The organism is Pseudomonas sp. FW305-28 (assembly GCF_017351395.1).
Taxonomy (GTDB): Bacteria; Pseudomonadota; Gammaproteobacteria; order Pseudomonadales; family Pseudomonadaceae; genus Aquipseudomonas; species Aquipseudomonas fluorescens_AA.
Genome location: NZ_JACNDD010000102.1, coordinates 1 through 24,662, shown reverse-complemented (window position 1 = coordinate 24,662; position 24,662 = coordinate 1). Strand labels below are relative to the sequence as shown.

Annotated in this window: 12 protein-coding genes; 6 read left to right on the top strand and 6 right to left on the bottom strand. The window is 61.0% G+C overall.

The annotated features are described in order from the left end of the window. Positions 1 to 53: 53 nt before the first annotated feature. From J4E53_RS21445 to J4E53_RS21430, 4 genes are all read right to left on the bottom strand, one after another. On the bottom strand, positions 54 to 1,886 hold the full coding sequence (locus J4E53_RS21445; RefSeq protein WP_060738716.1) for an ABC transporter ATP-binding protein: 1,833 nt from the start codon (positions 1,884 to 1,886) through the stop codon (positions 54 to 56). 84 nt (positions 1,887 to 1,970) lie between these two features. Beyond that, positions 1,971 to 2,534, bottom strand: a complete 564-nt coding sequence (locus tag J4E53_RS21440; protein WP_103309818.1) for a peptidylprolyl isomerase — start codon at positions 2,532 to 2,534, stop codon at positions 1,971 to 1,973. A 4-nt stretch (positions 2,535 to 2,538) separates the two neighbouring features. Continuing rightward, entirely contained in the window at positions 2,539 to 3,342 is an 804-nt protein-coding gene (locus J4E53_RS21435; protein WP_103309820.1) for an alpha/beta fold hydrolase, read from the bottom strand. A 14-nt stretch (positions 3,343 to 3,356) separates the two neighbouring features. Beyond that, entirely contained in the window at positions 3,357 to 4,280 is a 924-nt protein-coding gene (locus tag J4E53_RS21430) for a LysR family transcriptional regulator (protein ID WP_103309821.1), read from the bottom strand. A gap of 50 nt (positions 4,281 to 4,330) precedes the next feature. Here J4E53_RS21430 and J4E53_RS21425 point away from each other — a divergent pair, with 50 nt between their 5' ends. The 3 genes from J4E53_RS21425 (at position 4,331) to J4E53_RS21415 (ending at position 6,642) form a co-directional block, all read left to right on the top strand. Next, positions 4,331 to 4,645, top strand: a complete 315-nt coding sequence (locus J4E53_RS21425; protein WP_060738712.1) for a hypothetical protein — start codon at positions 4,331 to 4,333, stop codon at positions 4,643 to 4,645. A 149-nt stretch (positions 4,646 to 4,794) separates the two neighbouring features. Further along, positions 4,795 to 5,394 carry an FMN-dependent NADH-azoreductase gene (locus J4E53_RS21420; protein ID WP_092204640.1) on the top strand — a complete coding sequence of 200 codons (600 nt, stop codon included), beginning with the start codon at positions 4,795 to 4,797 and terminating at the stop codon, positions 5,392 to 5,394. 381 nt (positions 5,395 to 5,775) lie between these two features. After that, the gene (locus J4E53_RS21415; protein ID WP_103309823.1) at positions 5,776 to 6,642 is read left to right on the top strand and encodes a carboxylate/amino acid/amine transporter; all 867 of its coding nucleotides are present in this window, start codon (positions 5,776 to 5,778) and stop codon (positions 6,640 to 6,642) included. Positions 6,643 to 6,754: 112 nt separating this feature from the next. Here J4E53_RS21415 and J4E53_RS21410 read toward each other — a convergent pair whose 3' ends face one another. Next, on the bottom strand, positions 6,755 to 8,053 hold the full coding sequence (locus tag J4E53_RS21410) for a mechanosensitive ion channel family protein (protein ID WP_060738710.1): 1,299 nt from the start codon (positions 8,051 to 8,053) through the stop codon (positions 6,755 to 6,757). A 193-nt stretch (positions 8,054 to 8,246) separates the two neighbouring features. Here J4E53_RS21410 and J4E53_RS21405 point away from each other — a divergent pair, with 193 nt between their 5' ends. After that, positions 8,247 to 9,593 (top strand): DEAD/DEAH box helicase, encoded by a 1,347-nt coding sequence (locus J4E53_RS21405; protein ID WP_060738709.1) that lies wholly within the window; start codon positions 8,247 to 8,249, stop codon positions 9,591 to 9,593. A 234-nt stretch (positions 9,594 to 9,827) separates the two neighbouring features. Here J4E53_RS21405 and J4E53_RS21400 read toward each other — a convergent pair whose 3' ends face one another. Continuing rightward, positions 9,828 to 10,103 carry a hypothetical protein gene (locus J4E53_RS21400; protein WP_060738708.1) on the bottom strand — a complete coding sequence of 92 codons (276 nt, stop codon included), beginning with the start codon at positions 10,101 to 10,103 and terminating at the stop codon, positions 9,828 to 9,830. A 279-nt stretch (positions 10,104 to 10,382) separates the two neighbouring features. Here J4E53_RS21400 and J4E53_RS21395 point away from each other — a divergent pair, with 279 nt between their 5' ends. Both J4E53_RS21395 and J4E53_RS21390 read left to right on the top strand, forming a co-directional pair. Beyond that, positions 10,383 to 12,089, top strand: coding sequence for a ShlB/FhaC/HecB family hemolysin secretion/activation protein (locus tag J4E53_RS21395; protein ID WP_103309825.1), 1,707 nt, complete (start codon positions 10,383 to 10,385; stop codon positions 12,087 to 12,089). Between the two features lie 24 nt (positions 12,090 to 12,113). Then, on the top strand, positions 12,114 to 24,662 hold a 12,549-nt coding region (locus J4E53_RS21390; protein WP_207268185.1), incomplete at its 3' end, for a filamentous hemagglutinin N-terminal domain-containing protein.

Below are 24,662 nucleotides of genomic sequence, written 5' to 3'. Positions count from 1 at the left end.
TTCGCGAGCAAGCTTTGCTCCCACAGCCCAGTGCTGCGGACTGTTTGATCTATTCAATCGATCCCCACGAACCCACCCGTCTGATGCTGCCACAGCCGCGCATACAACCCACCGTGGGCGAGCAATTCGGTATGGCTGCCGGTTTCGGCGATGCGGCCATTTTCCAGCACCACCAATCGGTCCATCCGGGCGATGGTGGAGAGGCGGTGGGCGATGGCGATCACCGTCTTGCCTTGCATCAGGGTCTCGAGGCTTTCCTGGATCGCGGCTTCGACTTCCGAGTCCAGTGCTGACGTCGCTTCGTCCATGATCAGAATCGGTGCGTCCTTGAGCAGCACGCGTGCGATAGCGATGCGCTGGCGCTGGCCGCCGGACAGTTTCACCCCGCGCTCACCCACATGGGCATCGAAGCCGGTGCGGCCTTCGGCGTCCGACAGCAATGGGATGAATTCATCGGCCCGGGCCTTGTGCACGGCTTCCCAGAGTTGCGCATCGGTGGCGTCGGGTTTGCCGTAGAGCAGGTTGTCGCGAATCGAGCGATGCAGCAGCGAGGTGTCTTGGGTGATCATGCCGATGCGTTCGCGCAGGCTTTCCTGGCCGACTTCGGCGATGTCCTGGCCGTCGATGAGGATGTGCCCGCCTTGCACGTCATAGAGGCGCAGCAGCAGGTTCACCAAGGTGGATTTACCCGCGCCGGACGGGCCGATCAGGCCGATTTTCTCGCCAGGCTCGATGGTCAGGTTGAGGTCGCCGATGACCCCGCTTTTCTTGCCATAGTGGAAGTCCACATGCTCGAAACGCACTTCGCCCCGGGCCACCGCCAGGGGCTTGGCCTGGTCGCGGTCGGTGACGCTGACCGGCTGGGCGATGGTCTGCAGGCCGTCCTGGACCATGCCGATGTTTTCGAAGATGCCGTTGACCACCCACATGATCCAACCGGACATGTTGACGATGCGGATCACCAGCCCGGTCGCCAGGGCAATGGCGCCCACGCTGATCAGCGACTGGGTCCAGAGCCACAGGGCCAGCGCGGTGGTGCCGACGATCAGCAGCCCGTTCATGCTGGTGATGACCACGTCCATGCTGGTCACCACGCGGCCAGCCAACTGGGCTTTTTCGGTCTGCTCCTGGATGGCTTCGCGGGCGTATTGCTGTTCGAAATTGGTATGGGCGAACAGCTTCAGGGTGGTGATGTTGGTGTAGCCGTCGACGATCCGTCCCATGAGTTTGGAGCGGGCATCGGACGACACCACCGAGCGCTCCTTGACCCGTGGCACGAAATAGCAGAGTGCGCCAATGTAGGCGGCAATCCACATCAGCAGCGGGATCATCAGGCGCCAGTCGGCTTCGGCGAACAGCACCAGGGAACTGACGGCGTAGATCAGCACGTGCCACAGGGCATCCACTGCCTGGACCGCCGAGTCGCGCAGGGAGTTGCCGGTTTGCATGATGCGCTGGGCGATGCGCCCGGCGAAATCGTTCTGGAAGAAATTCAGGCTCTGCTTGAGCACGTAGCTGTGGTTCTGCCAGCGGATCAGGCTGGTCATGCCGGGGCTCAGGGTCTGGTGCACCAGCAGGTCATGCAGGGCCACGAAGATCGGCCGGAAGACCAGCGCCACCACGGCCATCCAGGCCAGCTCCAGGCCATGGACCTTGAAGAAGTCCACATTGGGCGTGCCTTGGGTCAGGTCGATGATGCGGCTCAGGTAGCTGAACAGCGCCACTTCGATCAGCGCGCCGATCAGGCCCACCACCAGCAGCACCACGAAGCTGGGCCAGACCTGTTTCAGATAATAGGTGTAGAAGGGCAGGACGCGGTTCGGCGGGGCCGAGCTCGGGGCGTCGCGGAAGATGTCGATCAGTGTTTCGAAGCGGCGAAAAACCATCTGTAAATGCCCTGGCAGGGGCTCTCCTTTTTGCTAATGGGCGGTGCGGGATGACCGCGCCGCCCAGGCTTGCCGTGTGCCGCTTCAGTCGATGCGCTTGGCCGACTTGATGAGCACAGGGTCGATCGGCACGTTTTGCATGCCTTGCTTGGTGGTGGTCTGGGAGTTGACGATGATGTCCACCACGTCCATGCCCTTGACCACCTTGGCGAACACTGCGTAGCCGGCGTCACGGCCCGGATCGAGGAAGGCGTTGTCGGCCACGTTGATGAAGAACTGGCTGGTGGCCGAGTCCGGGTTGGACGTGCGCGCCATCGACAAGGTGCCGCGAACGTTGTGCAGGCCATTGCTGGCTTCGTTCTTGATCGGTGCCTTGGTGTCTTTCTGTTGCATCTGTGCGGTAAAGCCGCCGCCCTGGGCCATGAAGCCCGGGATCACGCGGTGGAAAATCGTGTTGTTGTAGAAACCACTGTCCACGTACTCAAGGAAGTTCTTGGTACTGATGGGGGCCTTGACCGGGTCCAGTTCGATTTCGATCTGGCCGTTGGTGGTTTCCAGCAATACATGGGGGGCCTTGGCGGGCGTGGCGGCCATCAGGTTGGCGGCAAACAATACGGTGCCGGCGGCGAGGGCGATTTTTTTCAGCATGGGGTCAGAGATCCTGAGTGGTGGAATCGGTTGCGGTCAAAAAGTCGAGCAGGGTTTGGTTGAAGCGTTCGGGTTGATCCAGCGGGGTAGCGTGCCGTGAATCGGCGATGACCACCAGACGTGCATTGGGCAGCCGCTTTACATAGGCTTCTTTCAGCGCCACCGGGGTGTAGTCGTGGTCGGCGCAGATGACGAGGGTTGGACAGGCGACCTGTGAAAGTCGTTCCTGAACGCCCCACCCCACGATTGCATCGAAGCTGGCGAGATAAGCACGTTTGTCGTTCTTTGCCCAGCGCCGGGCCATTTCCAGGCGTAACTCGGTTTGCTCGGGCTTGGGAAACAGCTTGGCGCCCAGGGCCTTGCCGATGGTTTCCAGGCTGAGCAGGCGCATCAGGCTCCAGCGCTTGAACCATTGCCAGCAATCATCGGGCGTGCGGACTTTGACTTCGGGAGCACTGTTGACGATGCACAGGCTCCTGACCCGTTCGGGCTCATCCACCGCCAATTGGAAACAGATCATGCCGCCCATGGACCAGCCCACCAAATGCACCGGGCCCAGGTCCAGGTGATCGATCAGGGCGCTCAGGTCGGCACTGAAACTGGCGATGCTGTAGCGCTCGCGGGGTTTGTCGGAACGGCCATGACCGCGTACATCCATCACGATCAGGCGGTAGCGGGCGGACAATGCCGGGATCTGCTTTTCCCAGTCGCGGGTGCTGGAGCCCAGCCCATGGACCAGCACCAAGGGCGTGCCGTGGCCGTATTCCTCGTAGTGCAGGTCGCATCCTTCGTGTGCAAAATAGGCCATCGGCGAAATCCTTGTCAGGCTTGTTCAGGGGCGGCGAACGGCGCATCCAGCGGCGCGGTGTCGAAGGTGCGCAGCAATTCGATCAGGATTTGCGTGGCCGGGCCCAGGGGTTTTTCCTTGTTCGAGAAAAGATAGAAGGTCGAGTTGCGGCTGCCTCCCTGTTCCAAGGGTAGACGCTTGAGCACGCCTTCCTTGAGTTCCCGTTCGATCATGTGCCGGGGCAGCCAGGCGAAGCCCAGGCCGCTGCCGACAAAACTCGCGGCGGTGGCCAGGCTGCCCACGGTCCAGCGCTGTTCGGCGCCGAGCCAACCGACGTCGCGAGGCTGCTGGCGGCCGGAGTCGCGGATGACCACTTGCAACTGGCTTTCCAGGTCCTGGAAGCTCAGCTCGCGATTGAGGCGGTGCAGGGCATGCTCGGGATGGGCCACCGCGATGAACTCCACGTCGCTCAATTCCGCACCCAGGTAACCGGGAATGCTGAAGCCGCTGATGGCCAGGTCGGCCACGCCTTCGAGCAGCACTTCTTCGACACCCGACAACACTTCTTCGCGCAGCCGCACCCGGCAGCCACGGCTTTGCGGCATGAACGCGGTCAAGGCGCGAACGAGGCGGGCGTTGGGGTAGGCCGCGTCGACCACCAGGCGCACTTCCGCTTCCCAGCCTTGCTCCATGTGGTGGGCCAGGTCTTCCAGTTGGCTGGCCTGTTTCACCAGTTGCCGCGAGCGGCGCAGCAGCACCCCGCCGGCTTCGGTCAACACGGCCTTGCGTCCATCGATGCGCAGCAACGGCACACCGAGTTGGTCCTGCATGCGGGCCACGGTGTAGCTCACGGATGACTGGGAGCGATGCAGCACTTCGGCGGCCTGGGCGAAACCGCCGTGGTCGACCACCGCCTGCAAGGTGCGCCATTGATCCAGGGTCACGCGGGGCGCTTTCATATCGGGCTCCTCTTGTCCTAAGCTGGCGGTCCCTTGGTGGAGACTGCCGAATGAAGAAAATCTGTTGTGTGGTGCTGGCCTTGCTGCCACTGACTGCGTTTGCCTACCCGATCGATGTGGAAAAACACCTCAACGGCCTGAGCATCGACTACACCGCCTATGACACCGATGCCGACATCGGCTCTATCCAGGTCAACAACTACGGCAGCACCGACGCGGCCTGCACCGTGGTGTTCAACAACGGTCCCGAGGCACCGCGCACCCGCAAGATCGAAGTCGCCGCCGGCAAGTTCAAGAACGCCACGGCCAAGTTCAACCGCAACATCATCAAGCTGCGCATCAAGCTGACCTGTCAGCCGAAATAGCCGGCAGCGGGGCAGGTGATCGTGCCTGCTCCGCTTATAAACGAAAATATCGATGCATTACAGCAGTTATTTGCGCTTTTTCATCGATATGGTCACGTTTAACCTTCACTCCATCGACTGACAACATTCTCAGATGGAGCCTACAAGCCATGTCCCGCGTTCTGATCATCGAAAGCAGTGCCCGCCAGCAAGACTCGGTTTCCCGTCAACTGACCCAGACCTTCATCAGCCAGTGGAAAGCTGCGCACCCGGCCGACGACATCACCGTCCGCGACCTGGCCATCAACCCGGTGCCGCACCTGGATGCCAATCTGCTGGGCGGCTGGATGAAGCCTGTCGAGCAGCGCAACGACATTGAAAACGCCTCGCTGGAACGCTCGAACCAACTGACCGATGAGCTGCTGGCCGCCGACGTCCTGGTGATGGCTGCACCGATGTACAACTTCGCCATTCCCAGCACTTTGAAGGCGTGGCTCGACCATGTGCTGCGTGCCGGCGTGACGTTCAAATACACCCCCACCGGTCCCCAAGGCCTGCTGGCCGACAAGCGCGCCTTCGTGCTCACCGCCCGGGGTGGCATTCACGCCGGTGGCAGCACCGACCATCAGGAACCCTACCTGCGCCAAGTCATGGGCTTCATCGGCATCCACGATGTGACCTTCATCCATGCCGAAGGCATGAATCTGGGTGGCGACTTCCAGGAAAAGGGTTTGAATCAGGCCAACGCCAAATTGTCCCAGGTCGCCTGATCCGTTAATCCTCGGGTAATCGCCAGGTGGTCTAGTGACCTGGCGCTTCCCTTCAAACCGTTTTGCGCATCGAACCTCCCTTTGCACTTATTGCTCCTGAGTGCATCAGCCCGATTGAACGCTTTAGCGAGATCGGGCTTTTTTTTGCCCGCGATTTACTGGCCGCTGAATGATCCTGTGGGAGCGAGCTTGCTCGCGATAGCGGAGTATCAGTCAGCCGCCATGTCTCTGATGCACCGCCATCGCGAGCAAGCTCAGCTCCCACAGGGTTTGGCGGTGACCGCGAGACTGTGCTCACCACTCCGCCCCATGTGGGAGCGAGTGAACTCGCCCCCAAAGCTCAAAACCGCTATCTTCGCCGCCATCCGAAACGAGGGGCGTATGGGCTATCTACTTTTTGTGACATTGATCCAGGCATTTTCCTTCAGCCTGATCGGCGAGTACCTGGCCGGACATGTGGACAGTTACTTCGCTGTACTGGTACGGGTCCTGTTGGCCGGGCTGGTGTTCATTCCGCTGACCCGCTGGCGTCAGGTGGAGCCGTCGTTCATGCGCGGCATGCTGTTGATCGGTGCCTTGCAGTTCGGCGTGACCTACGTCTGCCTGTACCTGAGCTTCCGAGTATTGACGGTGCCCGAGGTGCTGCTGTTCACCATCCTGACGCCGCTGCACGTGACCTTGATCGAGGATGCGCTGAACCGCCGCTTCAATCCCTGGGCGTTGATCGCGGCGCTGGTGGCCGTGGCCGGTGCGGCGGTGATTCGCTACGACCGGATCAACCCGGATTTCTTCATGGGCTTCTTGCTGCTGCAGCTGGCCAACTTCACCTACGCAGCCGGGCAGGTGCTCTACAAACACCTGGTGGCCCGTCACCCGAGCGACCTGCCGCACTACCGGCGTTTCGGCTATTTCTATCTCGGTGCGTTGATGGTGGCGTTGCCGGCATTCCTGCTGTTCGGCAAGGCCAATTTCTGGCCAGAAGCACCGTTGCAATGGGGCGTGCTGGTGTTCCTCGGCCTGGTTTCCACCGCGCTGGGGTTGTACTGGTGGAACAAAGGCGCCTGCCTGGTCAACGGCGGGACGCTGGCGGTGATGAACAACCTGCACGTGCCGGTGGGGCTGCTGGTGAACCTGCTGATCTGGAACCAGCACGAGGCGTTGGGGCGGCTGCTACTGGGTGGGTCGGTGATATTGGCGGCGGTGTGGATCAGTCGGTTGGGGATCCGCCAGCCTCAGCCTTCACCCTGATCCCCTTGTGGGAGCGAGCTTGCTCGCGATGGCGGAGTGTCAGTCAGCATCTATGTTTCTGATACACCGTCATCGCGAGCAAGCTCGCTCCCACAGGGGATCTGTGGTGGTTTCAGATCACCTGCTTCTGCGGCTCCGGCAGGTGGCTCGCCCCTAGCACCGCCGGCAACAACCCCGAACGCAAGTCCATGCCGCTGGGCTGCTGGTACAGGTTCAACCCGAACTCCGGCATCACCGCCAGCAGGTAATCGAAAATATCCCCCTGGATGCGCTCGTAATCCGCCCACGCCGTGGTGCGGGTGAAGCAGTAGATTTCCAGCGGGATGCCCTGGGCGGTGGTCTGCATCTGCCGGACCATGCAGGTCATGTTCGGCTGGATCTCCGGGTGGCTCTTCAAATAGGCCAGGGCGTAGGCGCGGAAGGTGCCCAGGTTGGTCATCCGTCGACGGTTGGCCGACATGGCCGCGACGTTGCCCTGGGCTTCGTTCCAGGCCTTGAGCTCGGCCTGCTTGCGGCCGATGTAGTCGGTCAGCAGGCGCACCTGGGTCAGGCGCTGTTCTTCCTCGTCATGCAGGAAGCGCACGCCGCTGGCGTCGATGAACAGGCTGCGCTTGATCCGTCGTCCGCCGGACTGCTGCATGCCGCGCCAGTTCTTGAACGACTCGGACATCAGCCGCCAGGTCGGGATCGAGACGATGGTCTTGTCGAAGTTCTGCACCTTGACCGTGTGCAGCGTGATATCCACCACATCACCGTCGGCGCCAACCTGGGGCATCTCGATCCAGTCGCCGACCCGCAGCATGTCATTGCTGGTCAATTGCACGCTGGCAACGAATGACAGCAGGGTGTCCTTGTAGACCAACAGGATCACCGCCGACATCGCACCCAGGCCCGACAGCAGCAACAGCGGCGAACGGTCGATCAGCGTGGCGACGATGATGATCGCGCCAAACACATACAGCACCATCTTCGTCAGTTGCACGTAGCCCTTGATCGAGCGAGTACGCGCATGTTCGGTGCGAGCGTACACGTCCAGCAGGGCGCTGAGCAGGGCACTGAGGCTCAGCACCATGAACAGGATGGTGAACGCCAGGGCGACGTTGCCCAGGAAAATCATGCTGGTCTTGCTCAGTTCCGGCACCAGGTGCAGGCCGAACTGGATGATCAGTGACGGCGTCATCTGCGCCAGGCGATGGAAGACCTTGTTCTGGCGCAGGTCGTTGACCCAGTGCAGGGCCGGTTGGCGCCCGAGCAGTTTGGCCGCGTGCAGGATCAGGTAGCGCGCCACCCGTCCCAGCACCAGGGCGATGACCAGCAGCAACATCAGGGCGAGGCTGGAGTGCAGGAGCGGGTGCTGGTCAAGGGCACCCCAGAGGTCTTGGATGTTGACCCAGAGTTGTTTGATGTCCATGGACGAAACGGTTCTTCTATAAAGACGCGACGGGACGATTAGAGCATTTAAGCCCGGTCAAGTGACCGTTGATGACAAATCGGCTTATAAAAATGCACTGATTTACCGCCGTTTGTATAAAGAAACTCGGCCTTCGCGCTCGAAACCGTTACCCTATGCAGCTGTTTTTTTGCATTTCTTCGAGGTAGCACCCGTGTTTTCCCAATTCGCCCTGCACGAACGCCTGCTCAAAGCCGTGGCCGAGCTTAAATTTGTCGAGCCAACGCCGGTGCAGGCAGCGGCTATTCCGCTCGCGCTCCAGGGGCGTGACCTGCGGGTGACGGCGCAGACCGGCAGCGGCAAGACCGCCGCGTTCGTGCTGCCGATCCTCAACCGCCTGATCGGCCCGGCCAAGGTCCGCGTCAGCATCAAGACCCTGATCCTGCTGCCGACCCGCGAACTGGCCCAGCAGACCTTGAAGGAAGTGGAGCGTTTCTCGCAATTCACCTTCATCAAGTCCGGCCTGATCACCGGCGGCGAAGATTTCAAGGTCCAGGCCGCGATGTTGCGCAAGGTGCCGGACATCCTGATCGGCACGCCGGGGCGGATGATCGAGCAGTTGAACGCTGGCAACCTCGACCTCAAGGAAGTCGAAGTGCTGGTGCTGGACGAGGCCGATCGCATGCTGGACATGGGCTTTGCCGAAGACGTGCAGCGCCTGGTGGACGAATGCGTCAATCGCCAGCAGACCATGCTGTTCTCCGCCACCACCGGCGGTTCGGGCTTGCGCGAGATGATCGCCAAGGTGCTGAACAACCCCGAGCACTTGCAGCTCAACGCGGTCAGCCAGCTGAACTCCACCACCCGCCAGCAGATCATCACCGCCGACCACAACCAGCACAAAGAACAGATCGTCAACTGGTTGCTGGCCAACGAGACCTACGAAAAAGCCATCGTGTTCACCAACACCCGGGCCATGGCCGACCGCATCTACGGTCGCCTGGTGGCCCAGGAATACAAGGCGTTCGTGCTGCACGGCGAGAAAGACCAGAAGGACCGCAAGCTGGCCATCGACCGCCTCAAGCAGGGCGGCGTGAAAATCCTCGTCGCCACCGACGTCGCTGCCCGCGGCCTGGACGTGGATGGCCTGGACATGGTCATCAACTTCGACATGCCTCGCAGCGGCGACGAGTACGTGCACCGCATCGGTCGCACCGGCCGCGCCGGTAACGATGGCCTGGCGATCTCGCTGATCTGCCATGGCGACTGGAACCTGATGTCGAGCATCGAGCGCTACCTCAAGCAGAGCTTCGAGCGCCGCACCATCAAGGAAGTCAAAGGCACCTACGGCGGACCGAAAAAGGTCAAGGCCTCGGGCAAGGCCGTTGGCGTGAAGAAGAAAAAGGTCGACGCCAAGGGCGACAAGAAGAAAACCGGCGCCAAGGCCCCGACCAAGCGCAAGACCGCCAACCGCCCGAAGACCGACGCCCCGTCGCTGGTCAGCAAGGACGGCATGGCCCCGCTCAAGCGCCGCAAGCCGGAAGCGCCTGCGGCTGAGTGAAGCCGCGGTAGTGCTTCATGAAAAACCGGACCTTGGGTCCGGTTTTTTTATGGGTGAAACTAAAATCCAAGCTTGGCGCAGACCCCTGTGGCGAGGGGGATTTGTGGGAGCAAAGCTTGCTCGCGACACAGACGCCTCGATTTCTGAAAGACCGCATCGCCTTCATCGCGGGCAAGCCTTGCTCCCACGAATGTACCCTCGCCACAAAAGCAGGCTGTGCTCGGCTGTGGCTAATCACCCAGCCTTCTTCTCTGCTTGCTTCAACTCTTGCAGACGTTTATCGATCAACTGGCACTTATCCGGCACATCCTTGCTGGCAGTCTCCAGGTCCATGGCCTGCAACTCATCATTGATTTCCTTGGCCTTGGCCGGGTTCTGCTCGGTGAGCTTGGTCACTTCCTGCGCCAGTTGTTCACGCTTGGTGGTCGCTTCCTCTGGCGTGCAAGTGGCCCAGGCGGGCAGGGCGCAGGCCAGGGCGGTGGCGAGGGTCAGTTTCAGGAAAGTCTTCATGGGGTGGGCCTCGTATTCCTTATTGGGCAGGTAATGGGTTGAGGCCGGCGTTGGTCGGAAAGTTCATTTGCTAGAGGCTGTGAGGGCCTGTGTGTTCGTTTCGTAGGAGATTTCCAGCCCCGTACCGGATCTTTCATACCGGCGCACGAGAGGGGTCTGATTTCAGACGAACGGATCCAATAGTAGCCTCAAAACTCAGGCAAATAGTTGACGTCAAAATGATGGCTAACTAATATCGCGCCACTATTTTGATGTCACTTTTCACTCGAGGGATCGAACATGTCCTCACCCGTCTTTTGGGCGAGGTTGTGCGTGGCTTTGCTGTGCCTTTCTCCGCTGACCCTGGCTCACGCCGCCCCCACTCCAGGCGACACGGACCTGATCCGCGAGCGCCAGAACCGTTTGCTCGAAGAGCAGCGTCGTCGCTTGGAGGAACTCAAGGACCTGCCCGGCCAGGAGGCGAAGCCGGCCCAGCCGACCGCACCTGTCGATACCCGTTGCTTCCCCATCAAGACCATCGAACTCAAAGGCGCCAACAGTCTTTCCACCAGCGAGCGTGAGCATCTGCTCAAGCCCTACATCGGCCAATGCCTGGGTGTGCCGCAGCTTAACGAACTGCTCAAAGTCATCACCGACCACTACATCGAAAAGGGGCTGGTCACCAGCCGTGCCTATCTGCCGCAGCAGGACCTGTCCGGTGGAAATCTGAGCGTGCTGGTGGTGGAAGGGCGACTCGAAGGCCTGAAGGGGGCCGAGAACAGCAAGCTATCGGAGCGTGAACTGGCGATGGCTTTTCCCGGCAAGGCCGGTGACCTGGTCAACCTGCGGGAGATCGAGCAGATGGTGGATCAGCTCAATCGCCTGCCGTCGAACCAGGCCAAAATGGAGCTGACCCCCGGCCAGGAAGTCGGTGGCAGTGAAGTAAATGTCACCAACGAGCCGAAAAAGCCCTGGCGCGCCGGTCTGTCGCGCAGCAACGACGGTCAGCGCAGCACCGGCGAGCAGCAGTGGGGCAGCAGTTTCGAGTGGGACAGCCCGCTGGGCCTGGCCGACCAGTTGATGTTGCGCGGCGGTCACGATGGGATGACCGACCACCAGCACACCTCCAACAACGCCATGCTTTATTACAACCTGCCCTGGGGTTGGTGGAACGTCAGCTACACCTACAGCCAGAGCGAATACCGCTCGCAGATCCCGGCCAACGGTTTCAACTTCAAACAGACCGGCGACAGCCAGAACCATCAGTTGCGGGTCGAGCGGGTGATCCATCGCGATGCGCTGAGCAAGACTTCCCTCAACACCGGCCTTTCGTACCTGCGTACCAACAACTTCATCGAAGGCAGCAAGCTTCGCGAGAGCAGCAATCGCATCAGCGAGGCGCAGTTCGGGATCAACCACGGACGGCGAGTCGGCAGTGCTTTCGTCAACCTCGACCTGGGCATGCAGGAGGGCATCGGTGCCTTGGACGCCCAGGGCGATCACGACCCGGGCCCTGGCGTACCGGATGCGCGCTATCGCAAGTACACCGCCACCGCCAGCTACCTGCAGCCTTTCAAGTTGTGGGACGAGTCCTTCAGCTTCAGCAGCCTGATGACCGGCCAGCGCAGCGAAGACGTGCTGTTCAGCCCGCAGCGCATGAGCCTGGGCGGGCAATCATCGATCCGTGGCTACAAGGACCAATCACTGTCCGGCGACAGCGGCGGCTACTGGCGCAACGACCTGCGCTGGAGCCGCCCGGTAGCGCTGGAGTGGCTGCGCCCGGTGTTCGCCGAATACGGCACCAGCCTCGGCTATGACCAGGGCGTGATTCGCGGCGACCGCTACAACGGCGGCCAGCACGGGCGCATGTCGAGCAACTCGCTGGAGCTGTTCGCCCGTGGTGAGCACCTGAGCGCCAGCGTCACCTTCGCCCACTCCCTGGAACGCCCGGATGCCCTGACCGAGCGCGAAGCGCCGATCTACTTCCGCGTGGACGTACTCCTCTAAATTTTGCTGCAACGAGACCTGAACATGGACGACCGCCAACACGCCTTCCTGGCCCGCCAACCTTCCGCAGCCCTGCAAGCCCGTGACCGCTTCTGGGGCATGCCCAAGCGTGGCCTGGCGTTCCTGTTGGCCAACGTCATGTTTTGGCAGCCGATGTGGGCCCAGGCCGATGGCATCGTCGTCAGCGCCCCGGGCACCGGCCTGGACCGGGCAGGCAACGGCGTGCCCATCGTCAATATCGCCAAGCCCAACGGCAATGGCCTGTCGCACAACCAGTTCACGGACTACAACGTCGGCAGCAACGGCGTGATCCTCAACAACGCCACCGCCCGCACCCAGTCCACGCAACTGGGCGGGATCATTATCGGCAACCCGAACCTCAACGGCACGGCCGCCACCACCATCCTCAATGAAGTCAACGGCGGCAACCCCAGCCAGTTGCGCGGCTACACCGAAGTGGCCGGGCAATCGGCCCGTGTGATCGTGGCCAACCCCTACGGCATTACCTGCAACGGCTGCGGCTTCATCAATACCCCAAAGGCGACCCTGACCACTGGCAAGCCAATCATCGAGAACGGCCAGGTGAGCCGCTATCAGGTCGATCAGGGCAGTGTCGCCATCGAAGGCGCGGGCCTCAACGCCAACAACGTCGACAGTTTCGAAATCATCACTCGCAGCGCCAAGATCAACGCTGAGATCCAGGCGAAAAACCTGACGATTGTTGCCGGCCGCAATGATGTCGACGCTGACACTTTGAGCGCTACAGCCCGCGCCAACGACGGCAGCGCCAAGCCGCAGTTGGCGATCGACTCCTCGGCTCTGGGCGGGATGTACGCCGGCGCGATCAAGCTGGTGGGCACCGAGGCCGGTGTCGGGGTGAAGCTGGACGGGCAGTTGATTGCCAGTGGCGGGGATATTCAGTTGGATGCCAACGGCCACCTGAGCCTGGCGCAGACCTCGGCCACCGGCGCGGTCAACGTCAAAGCCGCGAGCCTTGATGCCCAAGGACCGGTTTACGCCGGCACCACATTGAAGGCCCAGACCCAGGGCAACCTGAGCAACCAGCAGAGTCTTGCGGCGCGGGACAGCATCACCCTGAGCGCGGGTGGGCAACTGACCAACAACGGCATTATTGAGGCCGGGGTCAATGCGAATAACACCCGTAATGCGGCGGGGGATGTGAGCCTGGAGGCGCAGAGTCTGAGTAACAACGGTAAGAGCGTCGTTGCCAGCCGTAACCTCACAGTCGACGTTGCGCAGACGCTGAGCAACAAGGGTGGGACGCTGAGCGCCGGGCAGACCGCCACGGTCAACGCCGCGACCCTGGACAATCAAAGTAAAGGACGGGTGCTCAGCAGCAATACGCTGAACGTCACCGCCAACACGCTGCTCAACACCCAGGGCACGGTCAGCAGCAACGGCAACCTGACGGCCAATGTCGGGCAGTTGAATAACACCAGTGGCGAATTCACCGGCTTGAGCGGCGTTACGTTGCGCGTTGCTTCGCTGGACAACGTAGCGGGTCTGGTCGCGGCAGGGCAGGGGTTGGATATCAACGCCAGCGGCCAAGTGAACAACCGCAGCGGCCGGCTCACTTCAAGCAAGAGCGTACAGCTCAGCGCTGCGTCGCTGGATAACACCGCAGGCCGTTTGCTCAGTGACGGTGCGCTCACCGCCCGCATTTCGGCGCAATTGCTGAATCAGGCGGGATTGCTGTCCTCGGCCGGACTGCTGACCCTCAACGCGGCGAGCCTGGACAACCGTCAGAGCGGCGTTGTCACCACAACCCAGGCCGCCAGCCTCAATGTAGGCAAGTTGGATAACCGCGGCGGTGAGCTGTCGAGCCAGGGTGTCCTGGCGCTGGCCGGCACCGAGCTGGACAACAGCAACAGCGGCAAAGTAATTGCCTACGGTGATCTGCGCCTGACGCTCGAACGCCTGACCAACCAAAGCCTCGGATTGATCTCGACCCGAGGCGTCCTGGCGGTCAACGCCGGCCAACTCGACAACCGCCAGGGGTCGCTGTATGCCCAGCGAGGGATGAACCTGGACCTGCGCGGGCAACTGCTCAACGCCCAAGGCAGCCTCAAAAGTGACGCCACCGCCAGTGTCAAAGCCGCCGGGATCACTAACGATGCGGGCCAACTGACCAGCATCGGTGCGTTGAGCATCGACAGCGCCGCGACCCTGAACAACCTGGGTGGCAGCCTGATCGGCGGTGACACGCTGTTGCTGAAGGCCGGTCAGGTGAACAACACCTCCGGTCGCATCGCCAGTGCCAAGGCCCTGAATGCCAGCGTCACCGGGCTGGAGCAACAGAATGGCCAATTGGTCAGCAACACCAGCCTTTCCCTCGACCTCAACCATGGGCAATTGAACAACCAGGGCGGGCTGATCAGCACCCCCGGCGCGCTGTTGTTGAACAACCTCGCCGCCGTGAACAACCGCGAGGGTGAGATCTCCAGCGACAAAGCCTTCAGCCTGAATGCAAACAGCCTGGACAACAGCGCTGGCAAGGTCGTCAGCAAGCAGGGCCTCAACCTGACCATCGCCCAGGCGTTGAACAACGCCCAAGGATTGGTCTCGGCCAATGGCCTTGCCGTGCGCGCCGCCAGCCTGGACAACAGCAGCGGCACCTTGAGCAGCGACGCCGACCTGAGCGTGAACGTCGACGCAACGTTGACCAACCTGGAAGGCGAAATTTCCAGCGCCGGCCTGACCCGGCTCAACGCGATGACCCTGAACAACCGCAACGGTCAGGTACTGGGCGATAACGCCTTGAACATCAGCCTGGGCGGCGCGCTGGACAACCGCGAGGGCGTGCTCGGTTCGGGCAAGGTCGTGGACATCCAGGCCGCGAGCCTGAACAACGGCAACGCCGGTCAGGTGATCAGTGACGGCAGCCTGAGCGCACGCATCAGCGGCCTGCTGGACAACCAGAGCCAGGGCGAAGTGATCGCCAAGGGCGCACTAGACCTGCAAACCGGTAGCCTCGACAACCGTGGCGGTCGTCTCACCGGGGTCGACCTGCTGACCGTGCGCAGCGATTCCCTCGACAACCGTGGCGGCAACATCCGCGCCGACAAAGCGTTGCAACTGACGGTCGCGCAACTGGACAACCGCAGCAACGGGATCATCACCGGCAAGGCCGGCGTCGGTGTCGAAGTCACGCGGCTGGACAACCGCGGCGGCCTGCTGAGCAGCGTCGGCCCGTTGAACTTGAAGGCCAATGAGGTGCAAAACGCCCTTGGCCGCATCTCCAGCCAAACCGACCTCACTGCGCTGATCGATACCCTGCAACAGCAGGGCGGCGCGCTGGTCTCACAAGGCAACCTGAGCCTGACCGGCAGCGTTCTGGATAACCGCAACGGTGGCTTGGTCGGCACCACAAAAGCGCTGGATTTGCAGGTTGAGCAGATCGATAACCAGGCGGGCGAACTGTCCGCAGGGCTGGACGTCAAGGTTGGCGCTCAACGCCTGGACAACAGCGACGGCGGCAAACTGATTGCTGGCAGCGCGCTTGAATTGAAAGTTGCGCAACTGATCAACCAGACCAAGGGCCTGATCCACGCCCAAGGCCGCCTCACGCTCACGGGCAATACGCTGGACAACAGCGGTGGCGCACTCAGTAGCCTGAATGCTTTGGTGATCACACTCGACAACGCATTGTTGAATAACACAGGCCTGATCAGCAGCGAAGGTGAACTGACCGTCAACGCCGGCAGCCTCGATAACACCGCCGGCAGCCTCGGCAGCGCCGGCGCGTTGTCCATCGTCAGCCAGGGTGGGCTGATCAACCAGGGCGGCTCCATCAGCACCGACGCTGGCCTGAGCCTCAAAAGCGCCAGCCTGGACAATAGTCAGAAAGGCCTGGTCTCGGGCAGCGCCGCCACCCAAGTCAGCACCGGCGCTCTCAACAACAGCCAGGGCGGGCGCCTGACCTCGGGCAACACCCTCAAGCTCACCGCCGCTCAGGTGAACAACGCCGCCGGCCGTATCGCCAGCAGTCAGGCTCTGACTGCATCTGTCACCGGGCTGGATCAACAGCAAGGAGAGTTGTTCAGCAACACCAGCGTCAGCCTGGACATGAACCAGGGCCAGTTGAACAACCAGGGCGGCCTGATCAACGCCCCGGGCCTGTTGCTGCTGAGCAACCTCAAGGACGTCAACAACCAGGGTGGTGAAATTTCCAGCCGGCTAGCATTCACCCTGGCGGCGCGGAATCTCGATAACAGCGGCGGCAAACTGCTCAGCAACCAAGGCCTGGTCCTGAGGACAGCCCAGGCCCTGAACAACGCCAAAGGGATCATCTCGGCCGCGTCCGTGGACAGCCACAGCGCCAGCCTGGATAACAGCGATGGCTTGATCAGCAGTCGCGATCAGCTCGATTTGAACGTAGATACGCTGCTCGACAACCAGCGCGGTTCGCTGATCGCCGACGGCGCGCTGACGTTGAACGCTGATCGCCTGGACAACCGTGCCGCCAACATCGCCGGCAAAGCCGGGCTCAACGCTACCGTCACCGCGCTGGATAACCGTCAAGGTACGCTGGTCAGCACCACGGACCTGACGTTGCAAGCGTCGAGCCTGGACAACCGCCAGGCCGGTTTGATCGGTGCTACAAAAGCGCTGGATATCAACGTTGACGACCTCGACAACCGTGGCGGCGAGCTGAGCGGTAACACCGGCGTCGCACTGGTGAGCAAAAACCTCGACAACAGCGACAGCGGCCAGGTATTCGCTGGGCAGGCGCTGAAGCTCACCGTAGATAAACTGATCAACCGCAACAAGGGTCTGCTCAGTGCCAAGACGCAATTGAGCCTTGAGGGCGGTTCGCTGGACAACAGCGGCGGCTATCTGGTCAGCCAGCAGAACCAGCGCATCGACCTCAGTGGCGACCTGATCAACACCCAGGGTCAAATCAGCAGCGAAGGCACCCTGGACGTCAGCGCCGCCAACCTGACCAACAGCGGCGGCAGCTTGTCCAGCGCGACGAACCTCACCGTTAAAAGCCTGGGCCGCCTCGACAACCAGGGCGGCGAACTGGTGACCGACGGCGCGTTGTCGCTCAGCAGCACGGCCCTAGACAACCGTCAGCAAGGCAGTATCAGCGGCAAAGGCGCGGTCAACGTCACCACCGGCGCGTTCGACAACAGCCAGAACGGACGCCTCAACAGCGGCAGCACGCTGAACCTCAATGCGGCCCAGGTCACCAACCAGGACGGCGGCCGCATCGGCAGCCAGGGCGCGTTGACTGCCTCGGTTTCCGGCCTGGATCAACAGGGCGGCCAGCTGTTCAGCAACACCTCGCTGAGCCTGGACATGAACAACGGCCAGCTCAACAACCAGAACGGCCTGATCAACGCCCCCGGCACGCTGCAGCTGAAAAACCTCAACGGCGTGAACAACCAGGGCGGTGAAATTTCCAGTGCTCAAGCCTTCACTCTGACGGCGCAAAACCTCAACAACGACGGTGGCCGGTTGCTCAGCAACCAAGGCCTGACCTTACGCGTCGTCCAGGCGCTCAACAACGTCAAAGGCCTGATCGGCGCGGCCAGCGTCGATACCGTTGCGCAAAGCCTGAACAACAACGGCGGCACCCTGACCAGTCGTGGCAAGCTCGACCTGACGGTTGGCCAACAATTAGACAACCAGGCCCAAGGCCTGATCAGCGCTGCGCAGTTGCTGACACTCAACAGCGGCAATTTGAACAACCAGGGTGGCAGCGTGCTGGCGGGCGGTGCATTGGTCCTCAACGCCATGGCCCTGAACAACAGCGCCAACGGCCTGATCAATGCCCAATCCAGACTCACCCTCGGCGCCGATTCGCTGGACTCCAGCGACGGCGGCGAAGTGTCGGCCAAAGGCGATCTGAACCTGACCCTGGCCGCGCTCAACCAAAACGGTGGACGTCTATTGGGTGAACAAGCCGTGACGCTGAACCTCGGCGGTCATGACCTGAACAATCGCAACGGCCTGATCACCGCCAAAGGTTTGCTGACCGTCAACGGCCTGCGCAACCTTGATAACCAGGGTGGCGAAATCTCCAGCAGCCAGAGCTTCAACCTCAGCGGCCAGACGATCGATAACAGCGGCGGCAAGCTGATCAGCAGTCAGAACCTGAGCCTTGATGGCGATAGCCTGGTCAACCAGAACGGCTTGATCTCTGGATGGCAAGGGCTGCAGGTCAACGGCTCCAATCTCGACAACCGCAACAACGGCACGCTCTCCAGCCGCAATGGAGACGTCGGCGTCACCCTCGGCGGGGCACTGCTCAACAGCGCTGCCGGTGCCCTGGTCGGCCAGAAAAAACTCACTGTCAGCGCCACCAGCCTGGATAACCGGGGCGGGATTCTGTCCAGCGGTGGCGACCAGACCCTGACCGTCACTGGCGGTTTGCTGAACAACGCCCAAGGCGGCTTGATCGACAGCGGCGCCATTCTGGTCATGAACGCCATGACCCTGGGCAACGTCAGCGGTACTGTCAACGCACAAAAAGCCTTGAACTTCACCGGTACCTCCCTGGACAACAGCGGCGGCAACCTGATCGGTAATGCCGCCGTGACCCTGGATTTACTCGGCGCCCTGACCAACACCAATGGCAAGCTCGCCAGCGCCGGCCCGCTGCGGGTCGAGCGCGCCACGCAGATCAACAATCAGGGCGGCCAGATCGCCAGCCAAGGCCTGTTGACCTTGCTCACCAGTGGCTTGGACAACCGCAATCGCGGCACCGTCGCGGCCAATGATTTGTTGGTCCTGAATACCTCCGGCGCCGTCCAGAATGATGCCGATGGCTTGATCTACAGCCAGAACGGCGGCGTGGAAATCGACGCGGCCAGCCTTACCAACGGCAAGGGTGTGGTGCAAAGCCAAGGAGGGTTGAAACTCACTGTCGATACGGACATCGATAACCAGAGCGGTCGAATCCAAGCCAAGGCCGGCGATGTGAGCGCAACGGGTCGCCATTTCGATAACCGTGGCGGCGTGCTCGCCAGCCTGCAAGGGATGCTCACTACCCAACTGACCGGCGTGCTGAAAAACGGCTACGACCTGAACAACAACCGCCAGGGCGGCATCACCCAGGCCCAGCGCCTGAACCTGACCGCACGCGGCGGCCTCGACAACTACGGCGGGCGTATCTCCGCACAGACCGGCGATGCCACCGTCACCACCGGCAATTTCGACAACCGCAACGGCGGCCTCTATGCCAAAGGCAAGGTCAACGTCAGCGCCAACGATTTCGACAACAGTGGCGACAACGACGGCCAGATCGCCGGCAGCCAGATCGACCTGGACCTCACCGGCGCGTTGAACAACCGCCAGGGGATTATCGAGAGTGACAGCACCCTGGCGATCAAGGCCGCGAGCCTGGATAACCAGACCGGGCAGTTGCGTGCCTTGGGTGGGAGCGGTACGACCAACTTTCAGATTGGCGGCCTGTTCGATAACCGCAATGGCACGCTGGAGACCGCCAACAATGGCCTGATCCTCAACGCCACCAACTTCCAGAACCTGGGCGGCAGTCTGTTGCATGTGGGCAGCGGCGACTTTGATATCTCCACCGCCAACCTCACCAACGCCGGCGGCAGCCTCGTCACCCGTGGCGGGTTGACGCTGACTGCCAAAAACTGGACCAACAGCAGCGTCATCCAGGCCGGGCGACTGACCGTCAATGTGGACAACCTGACACAGACCGGGACTGGGCAGTTGCTGGCTTCTACCAGCCTGGAGGGGAATGGGGAAAATTGGAGTAATGATGGGCTGATTGCCAGTGATGGTTCGATCAGTCTGGTGTTGGGGGGAAGCTACGGAGGCAGCGGACGGATGTCGAGCCTCGGTGGTATCGACCTGACCGCAGCGCAACTGAATTTGGGCGTGACTTCCAGCATCGCTGGCGGTGGCGACACCACGGTAAAGATCGGTGGACAACTGACCAATGCCGGGCGTCTGACCTCCAGCGCAAACCTGACCGTCCAGGCCGGGAACCTCGTCAATTCCGGAACCCTGGGTTCGGCCCGGAACCTCGTACTGAAAACTCCTTCGCTGCTCAATGACCGCGGGTTGGTATTCAGCGGTGCGGACATGACGCTGGGCGTGAGCAATTTCACCAACCAGAGCGGTGATCTCTACGGGTTGGGTAATGTGGTGATCGGTGGCTATGGCGCCGCCGCACGAGCCGCCAGCGTGAACAACGTCTCCGGCTCAATGGAGAGCGGCGGCACATTCACGATCAACGCCGATGGGTTCCAGAACCGTACCGAGGGCGCGGTGGCGTCTGGTGGGCGCAAGCTGATTTCGGGGTTTATCGCCAATATATGTAATGACTGCAAAGGGGACTATTACACCTTCACGCTGGCGGCCCGTGAGGTCTTTGAAAGTGTTGACAACGACACCAGTGCCTCGTCGCTGCTGACGGCCGGCAAGGATTTCGTGTTCCAAGGCAGCAGCTTTCTCAACAGTAAAAGTACGGTGAGCGCTGGCGGCAATATCAACATCGTGGCCGACAACGTACAGAACATCGGCGCGCAGAACGGAACCATCGAGCGCACGCGCATGTATCAAGTCGCAGGTATGAGCGACGGCGGTACCGGGCGGTTTTTCGCTAACGTCCTGACTCCTTACAACCAGCGCAATAATCCTGATTTCCCGTATGTCTATTACCTTGACCTGGACGGGAATATTCACAAGGCCATCCCCAAATCGACTCGCTACAGGGAAGGGGGGCGAGACGGTGAAACGCTTTCCGTGGTGACTCTTACAGATGTCGATACAGGGGCCGCTGTCAAAACACGTGGAGACTACAACCTAGTACTGTCTGGGCTCAGCTACGGTTTCGAGAACACCACGCAATCCCAGTACGACCCGAACAACCTGCTTCAGATGCCAAATCTGGATCAGTACAACCTTCTTAGTGACATCGAAATCGCCAAAGACAGTTCCGGCGCCGCAAGTACAGTCGGCAGCCGTAACGCCGTCATCCAGGCCGGCGGTAACGTCTCGATCACCGCAACCAAAGACCTGCAGAACAGCGTCATCCATGAGGACTACACCGCCAGTGGTGGTACCAATAAAGTGGCGGACACCCAGGCAAGCGGAACCGGCACCACGGTCGTAAGAATCAACAATCAGCTGCCACCTGATCGCGCCCAGCAGCAGGTAAACCCGCTGAGCCTTCCTGGTTTCGCCTTGCCCTCCGGGCAAAACGGTCTGTTCCGCTTGAGCGGCCAAGGTGGTTCGGCTCAACAGGCCACCCAGGCCAGCACCGGCTCGCAAAACTGGAGCATGGGCAGCGCCTCGATCAGCACCCGCCAGCGCCAACAAGACCTGCCTGATGCTCAAGCCCGTGATGTCCAGGTCGGTGCTATCGCGGCGGTGGGCACCAGTGATCGGCAACTGGCCCTGATCACTCGTCAAGCCAACGACAGCAACGTGAGCGCCAGTACGCTTAACGTCAGTGCGCCCGTGGAAGGCAGCCACTCGCTGCCAATGCCAAGTCGCAACAGCGGCGTTGGCATCGGGACTCAAGTGGCCGCCGTGAATGTCACGGGTACCAACCTGCTCCCAACGGCACAGGTCGTCCCACAGGTGGGCAATGCGGTGGATACGCCAGCTGCCGGCCAGGCGGTCGTGCGCGTTCAAGGTGTACCGGAGACTTCCTTCAAGTCCAATCCGCAGAAGTACCTGATCGAGACCAACCCCGTACTCACCGACCTCAAGTCGTTCATGAGCTCGGACTACCTGCTGCAAAACCTCGGCTACGACCCGGACCAAAGCGCCAAACGCCTGGGCGATGGTCTCTACGAACAGCGCTTGATCCAACAAGCGGTCGTTGCCCGCACCGGCCAGCGTTTCATCGACGGCCAGACCAGCGACGAAGGCTTGTTCAAGTACCTGATGAACAACGCCATCGCCAGCAAGCAGGAGCTCGGCCTGGCGGTGGGCGTGACGCTGACTTCGGAACAAGTCGCCGCGCTGACCCACGACATCGTCTGGCTCGAAGAGCACGAAGTGAACGGCGAAAAAGTCCTGGTGCCGGTGTTGTACCTGGCCCAGGCCGAAGGCCGCCTCGGGCCTACCGGTGCGCTGATCGCCGGTAATGACGTGACGCTGATCGCCGGCCAAAACCTCGATAACGTCGGCACCCTGCGCGCCTCCAACAACCTGTCGGCGACCGCAGGCAACGACCTGGTCAACAGTGGCTTGATCCAGGCCGGTAATCGTCTGGACCTGTTGGCGGTCAACAACATCGCCAACCAGGCCGGTGGGATCCTCGCCGGGCGTGACGTCAGCATCAAGGCGGTGATGGGAGACGTCGTCAACGAACGTACCGTGACCACCGCGAACGGCAATCGGCGACAGGACTTCATGGACAGCGCCGCCCGTATCGAGGCCGCCAATGACCTGGACATGGGCGCCGGACGCGATATCAAGAGCGTCGGCAGCGTCATGGTCAGTGGGCGCGACACCACGATCGATGCCGGCCGGGACGCGATCATCGTCTCAGCCCAACAGGAAAGTGCCAGCAACAATGGTGTCCGCAAAAGCGCGGTGACGCAGTTCGGCTCCAGCGCCCAAGCAGGCCGTGACCTGGTCGTGAACGCTGGCCGGGATCTCAACGCCATCGCCAGCCAACTCGGGGCCGAGCGCAACGTCGCACTGACCGCCGGGGAGAATATGACCATCTCCTCCGCGGCCGACGAAACCCACTCTTATTCCAAAACGAAAAAAGTCACCATCCAGGAAGATCACGTCAAACAGATCGGCAGCGCCATCACCGCTGGCGGTGAAGTGACGATGGGGGCCGGAAAAGACATGGCCATCATTTCCAGCCGCATCAGCGCCGGGGACGAGGCTTATCTGGTGGCGGGTGAGAATCTCGACGTGCTGGCGGCACAGGACAGTGACTATTCGCTGTACGACAAGAAGAAAAAAGGTAGCTGGGGGAAAAAGCAGACCAAGCGTGATGAAGTGACGAAGGTCACGAACGTGGGGAGTGAAATCACTGCGGGGGGCGATTTGACGTTGGTTAGTGGGGATGACCAGCGGTATCAGGCTGCGAAGTTGAACAGTGGGAATGACCTGACAGTACAAAGTGGTGGTTCGATCACTTTCGAAGGTGTGAAGGACCTGAGTCAGGAAAGTCATACGAAGAGCAGTTCCAGCATGGCCTGGAATTCCATGAAGGGCAAAGGCCACACGGACGAGACCTTGCGCCAGAGCCAGTTGGTGGCTAAGGGCGAATTAGTCATCGAAGCGGTCGATGGCTTGAATATTGATATCAAGCGCATTGATCAGAAAACCGTCAGCCAAACCATTGATGCAATGGTAAAGGCCGACCCTGAACTGGCCTGGTTGAAGGAGGCTGAAAAGCGAGGCGATGTTGATTGGCGTCGTGTGGAAGAAATTCACCAAAGCTTCAAGTATTCAAACTCGGGGCTTGGGGTCGCCGCTCAAATGGTCTTGGCAATCGCGCTGGCGGTGGTCACGGGTGGCGCTGGCGCAGGCCTGATTGGTGCCGCCGGAGGGACCTTCTCGGCAGGTTTCGCCAATGCTGTTCTGATCGCCGTGGAAACCAACGCAGTGAACAGCGCCATTAGCAACAAAGGTGATTTGGGCGCAGTTCTAAAAGACACCACCAGCAGCGAAAGCCTCAAAGGCTATGTGGTTTCAGGGATGCTGGGGGGCATTGGAAACAGCCTCGGCTACGATCCGACCAAGTTAGGATTCAACTGGGATAGTGCAGGGCAAGTTGTCCTGAAGACAGGGGCGGACACCTTGGTCCAAACCGCCATCCAAGGTGGCAGTCTGGGCGATAACTTTGTTAACAACCTGTTGGGTGCCGTTATTGATATTGGCGGGGCGGTTGCCGCCAATAAAATTGGCAATCTGAAATTGGCTGAAGGCAGCCCGACCAAAGTCGCCGCCCATGCCTTGGTCGGTGGTTTGAAGTCGATGGCCATGGGCGGCGATTTTAAAACGGGAGCCTTGGCAGGAGGCGCCAACGAAGCGCTCGTACAATACTTGGCGGACTTGGTGCTACCTGAGGGCTATGACCCAAATCGACCGGGAGGCGAGCAGGATAAAGCCAACCTGTTGGCGATGTCGCAGTTGCTTGGTGTGCTCACAGCGGTGGTTTCAGGCAGCGATCCGCGCATCGCGGCAGACATCGCCGCCAACGCCACCCAATACAACTACTTGAATCATTCCGATCTCGAGCGAGCGGCCAACCAGTTGCAGGGGTGCAGTGACAGTAAATGCATAGACGAGGCCTATACCACATACCATAAGTTAAGCGAACAACAGACGCAGGAGGCACTAGTTAGCTGTGCTCAGAACCCAGCAAGCTGTCCGGTTATCTCTAAGCAGGTTGCCGAGGCACAAGCCAAGACTGAACAGCTCCGTGACCAGATGGACTCTGCATCACCCGAAGCCCGTAAGGTCTATGAACTGTTGATTGCGGAAAACAACGAGTTCCAGAACCTGTTGGCAGGGGTGACCACAGAAAATGCGACCCAAGCAGTGGCAGACATTCTTGTTTCGGAATGGGGGGTGAGTCCGGAATATGCTAAGGCT

Bases quoted from the DNA above. Each gene is read 5' to 3' on its own strand.
- J4E53_RS21445 (WP_060738716.1), bottom strand. From the start codon at position 1,886: ATGGTTTTTCGCCGCTTCGAAACACTGATCGACATCTTCCGCGACGCC.
- J4E53_RS21440 (WP_103309818.1), bottom strand. From the start codon at position 2,534: ATGCTGAAAAAAATCGCCCTCGCCGCCGGCACCGTATTGTTTGCCGCC.
- J4E53_RS21435 (WP_103309820.1), bottom strand. From the start codon at position 3,342: ATGGCCTATTTTGCACACGAAGGATGCGACCTGCACTACGAGGAATAC.
- J4E53_RS21430 (WP_103309821.1), bottom strand. From the start codon at position 4,280: ATGAAAGCGCCCCGCGTGACCCTGGATCAATGGCGCACCTTGCAGGCG.
- J4E53_RS21425 (WP_060738712.1), top strand. From the start codon at position 4,331: ATGAAGAAAATCTGTTGTGTGGTGCTGGCCTTGCTGCCACTGACTGCG.
- J4E53_RS21420 (WP_092204640.1), top strand. From the start codon at position 4,795: ATGTCCCGCGTTCTGATCATCGAAAGCAGTGCCCGCCAGCAAGACTCG.
- J4E53_RS21415 (WP_103309823.1), top strand. From the start codon at position 5,776: ATGGGCTATCTACTTTTTGTGACATTGATCCAGGCATTTTCCTTCAGC.
- J4E53_RS21410 (WP_060738710.1), bottom strand. From the start codon at position 8,053: ATGGACATCAAACAACTCTGGGTCAACATCCAAGACCTCTGGGGTGCC.
- J4E53_RS21400 (WP_060738708.1), bottom strand. From the start codon at position 10,103: ATGAAGACTTTCCTGAAACTGACCCTCGCCACCGCCCTGGCCTGCGCC.
- J4E53_RS21395 (WP_103309825.1), top strand. From the start codon at position 10,383: ATGTCCTCACCCGTCTTTTGGGCGAGGTTGTGCGTGGCTTTGCTGTGC.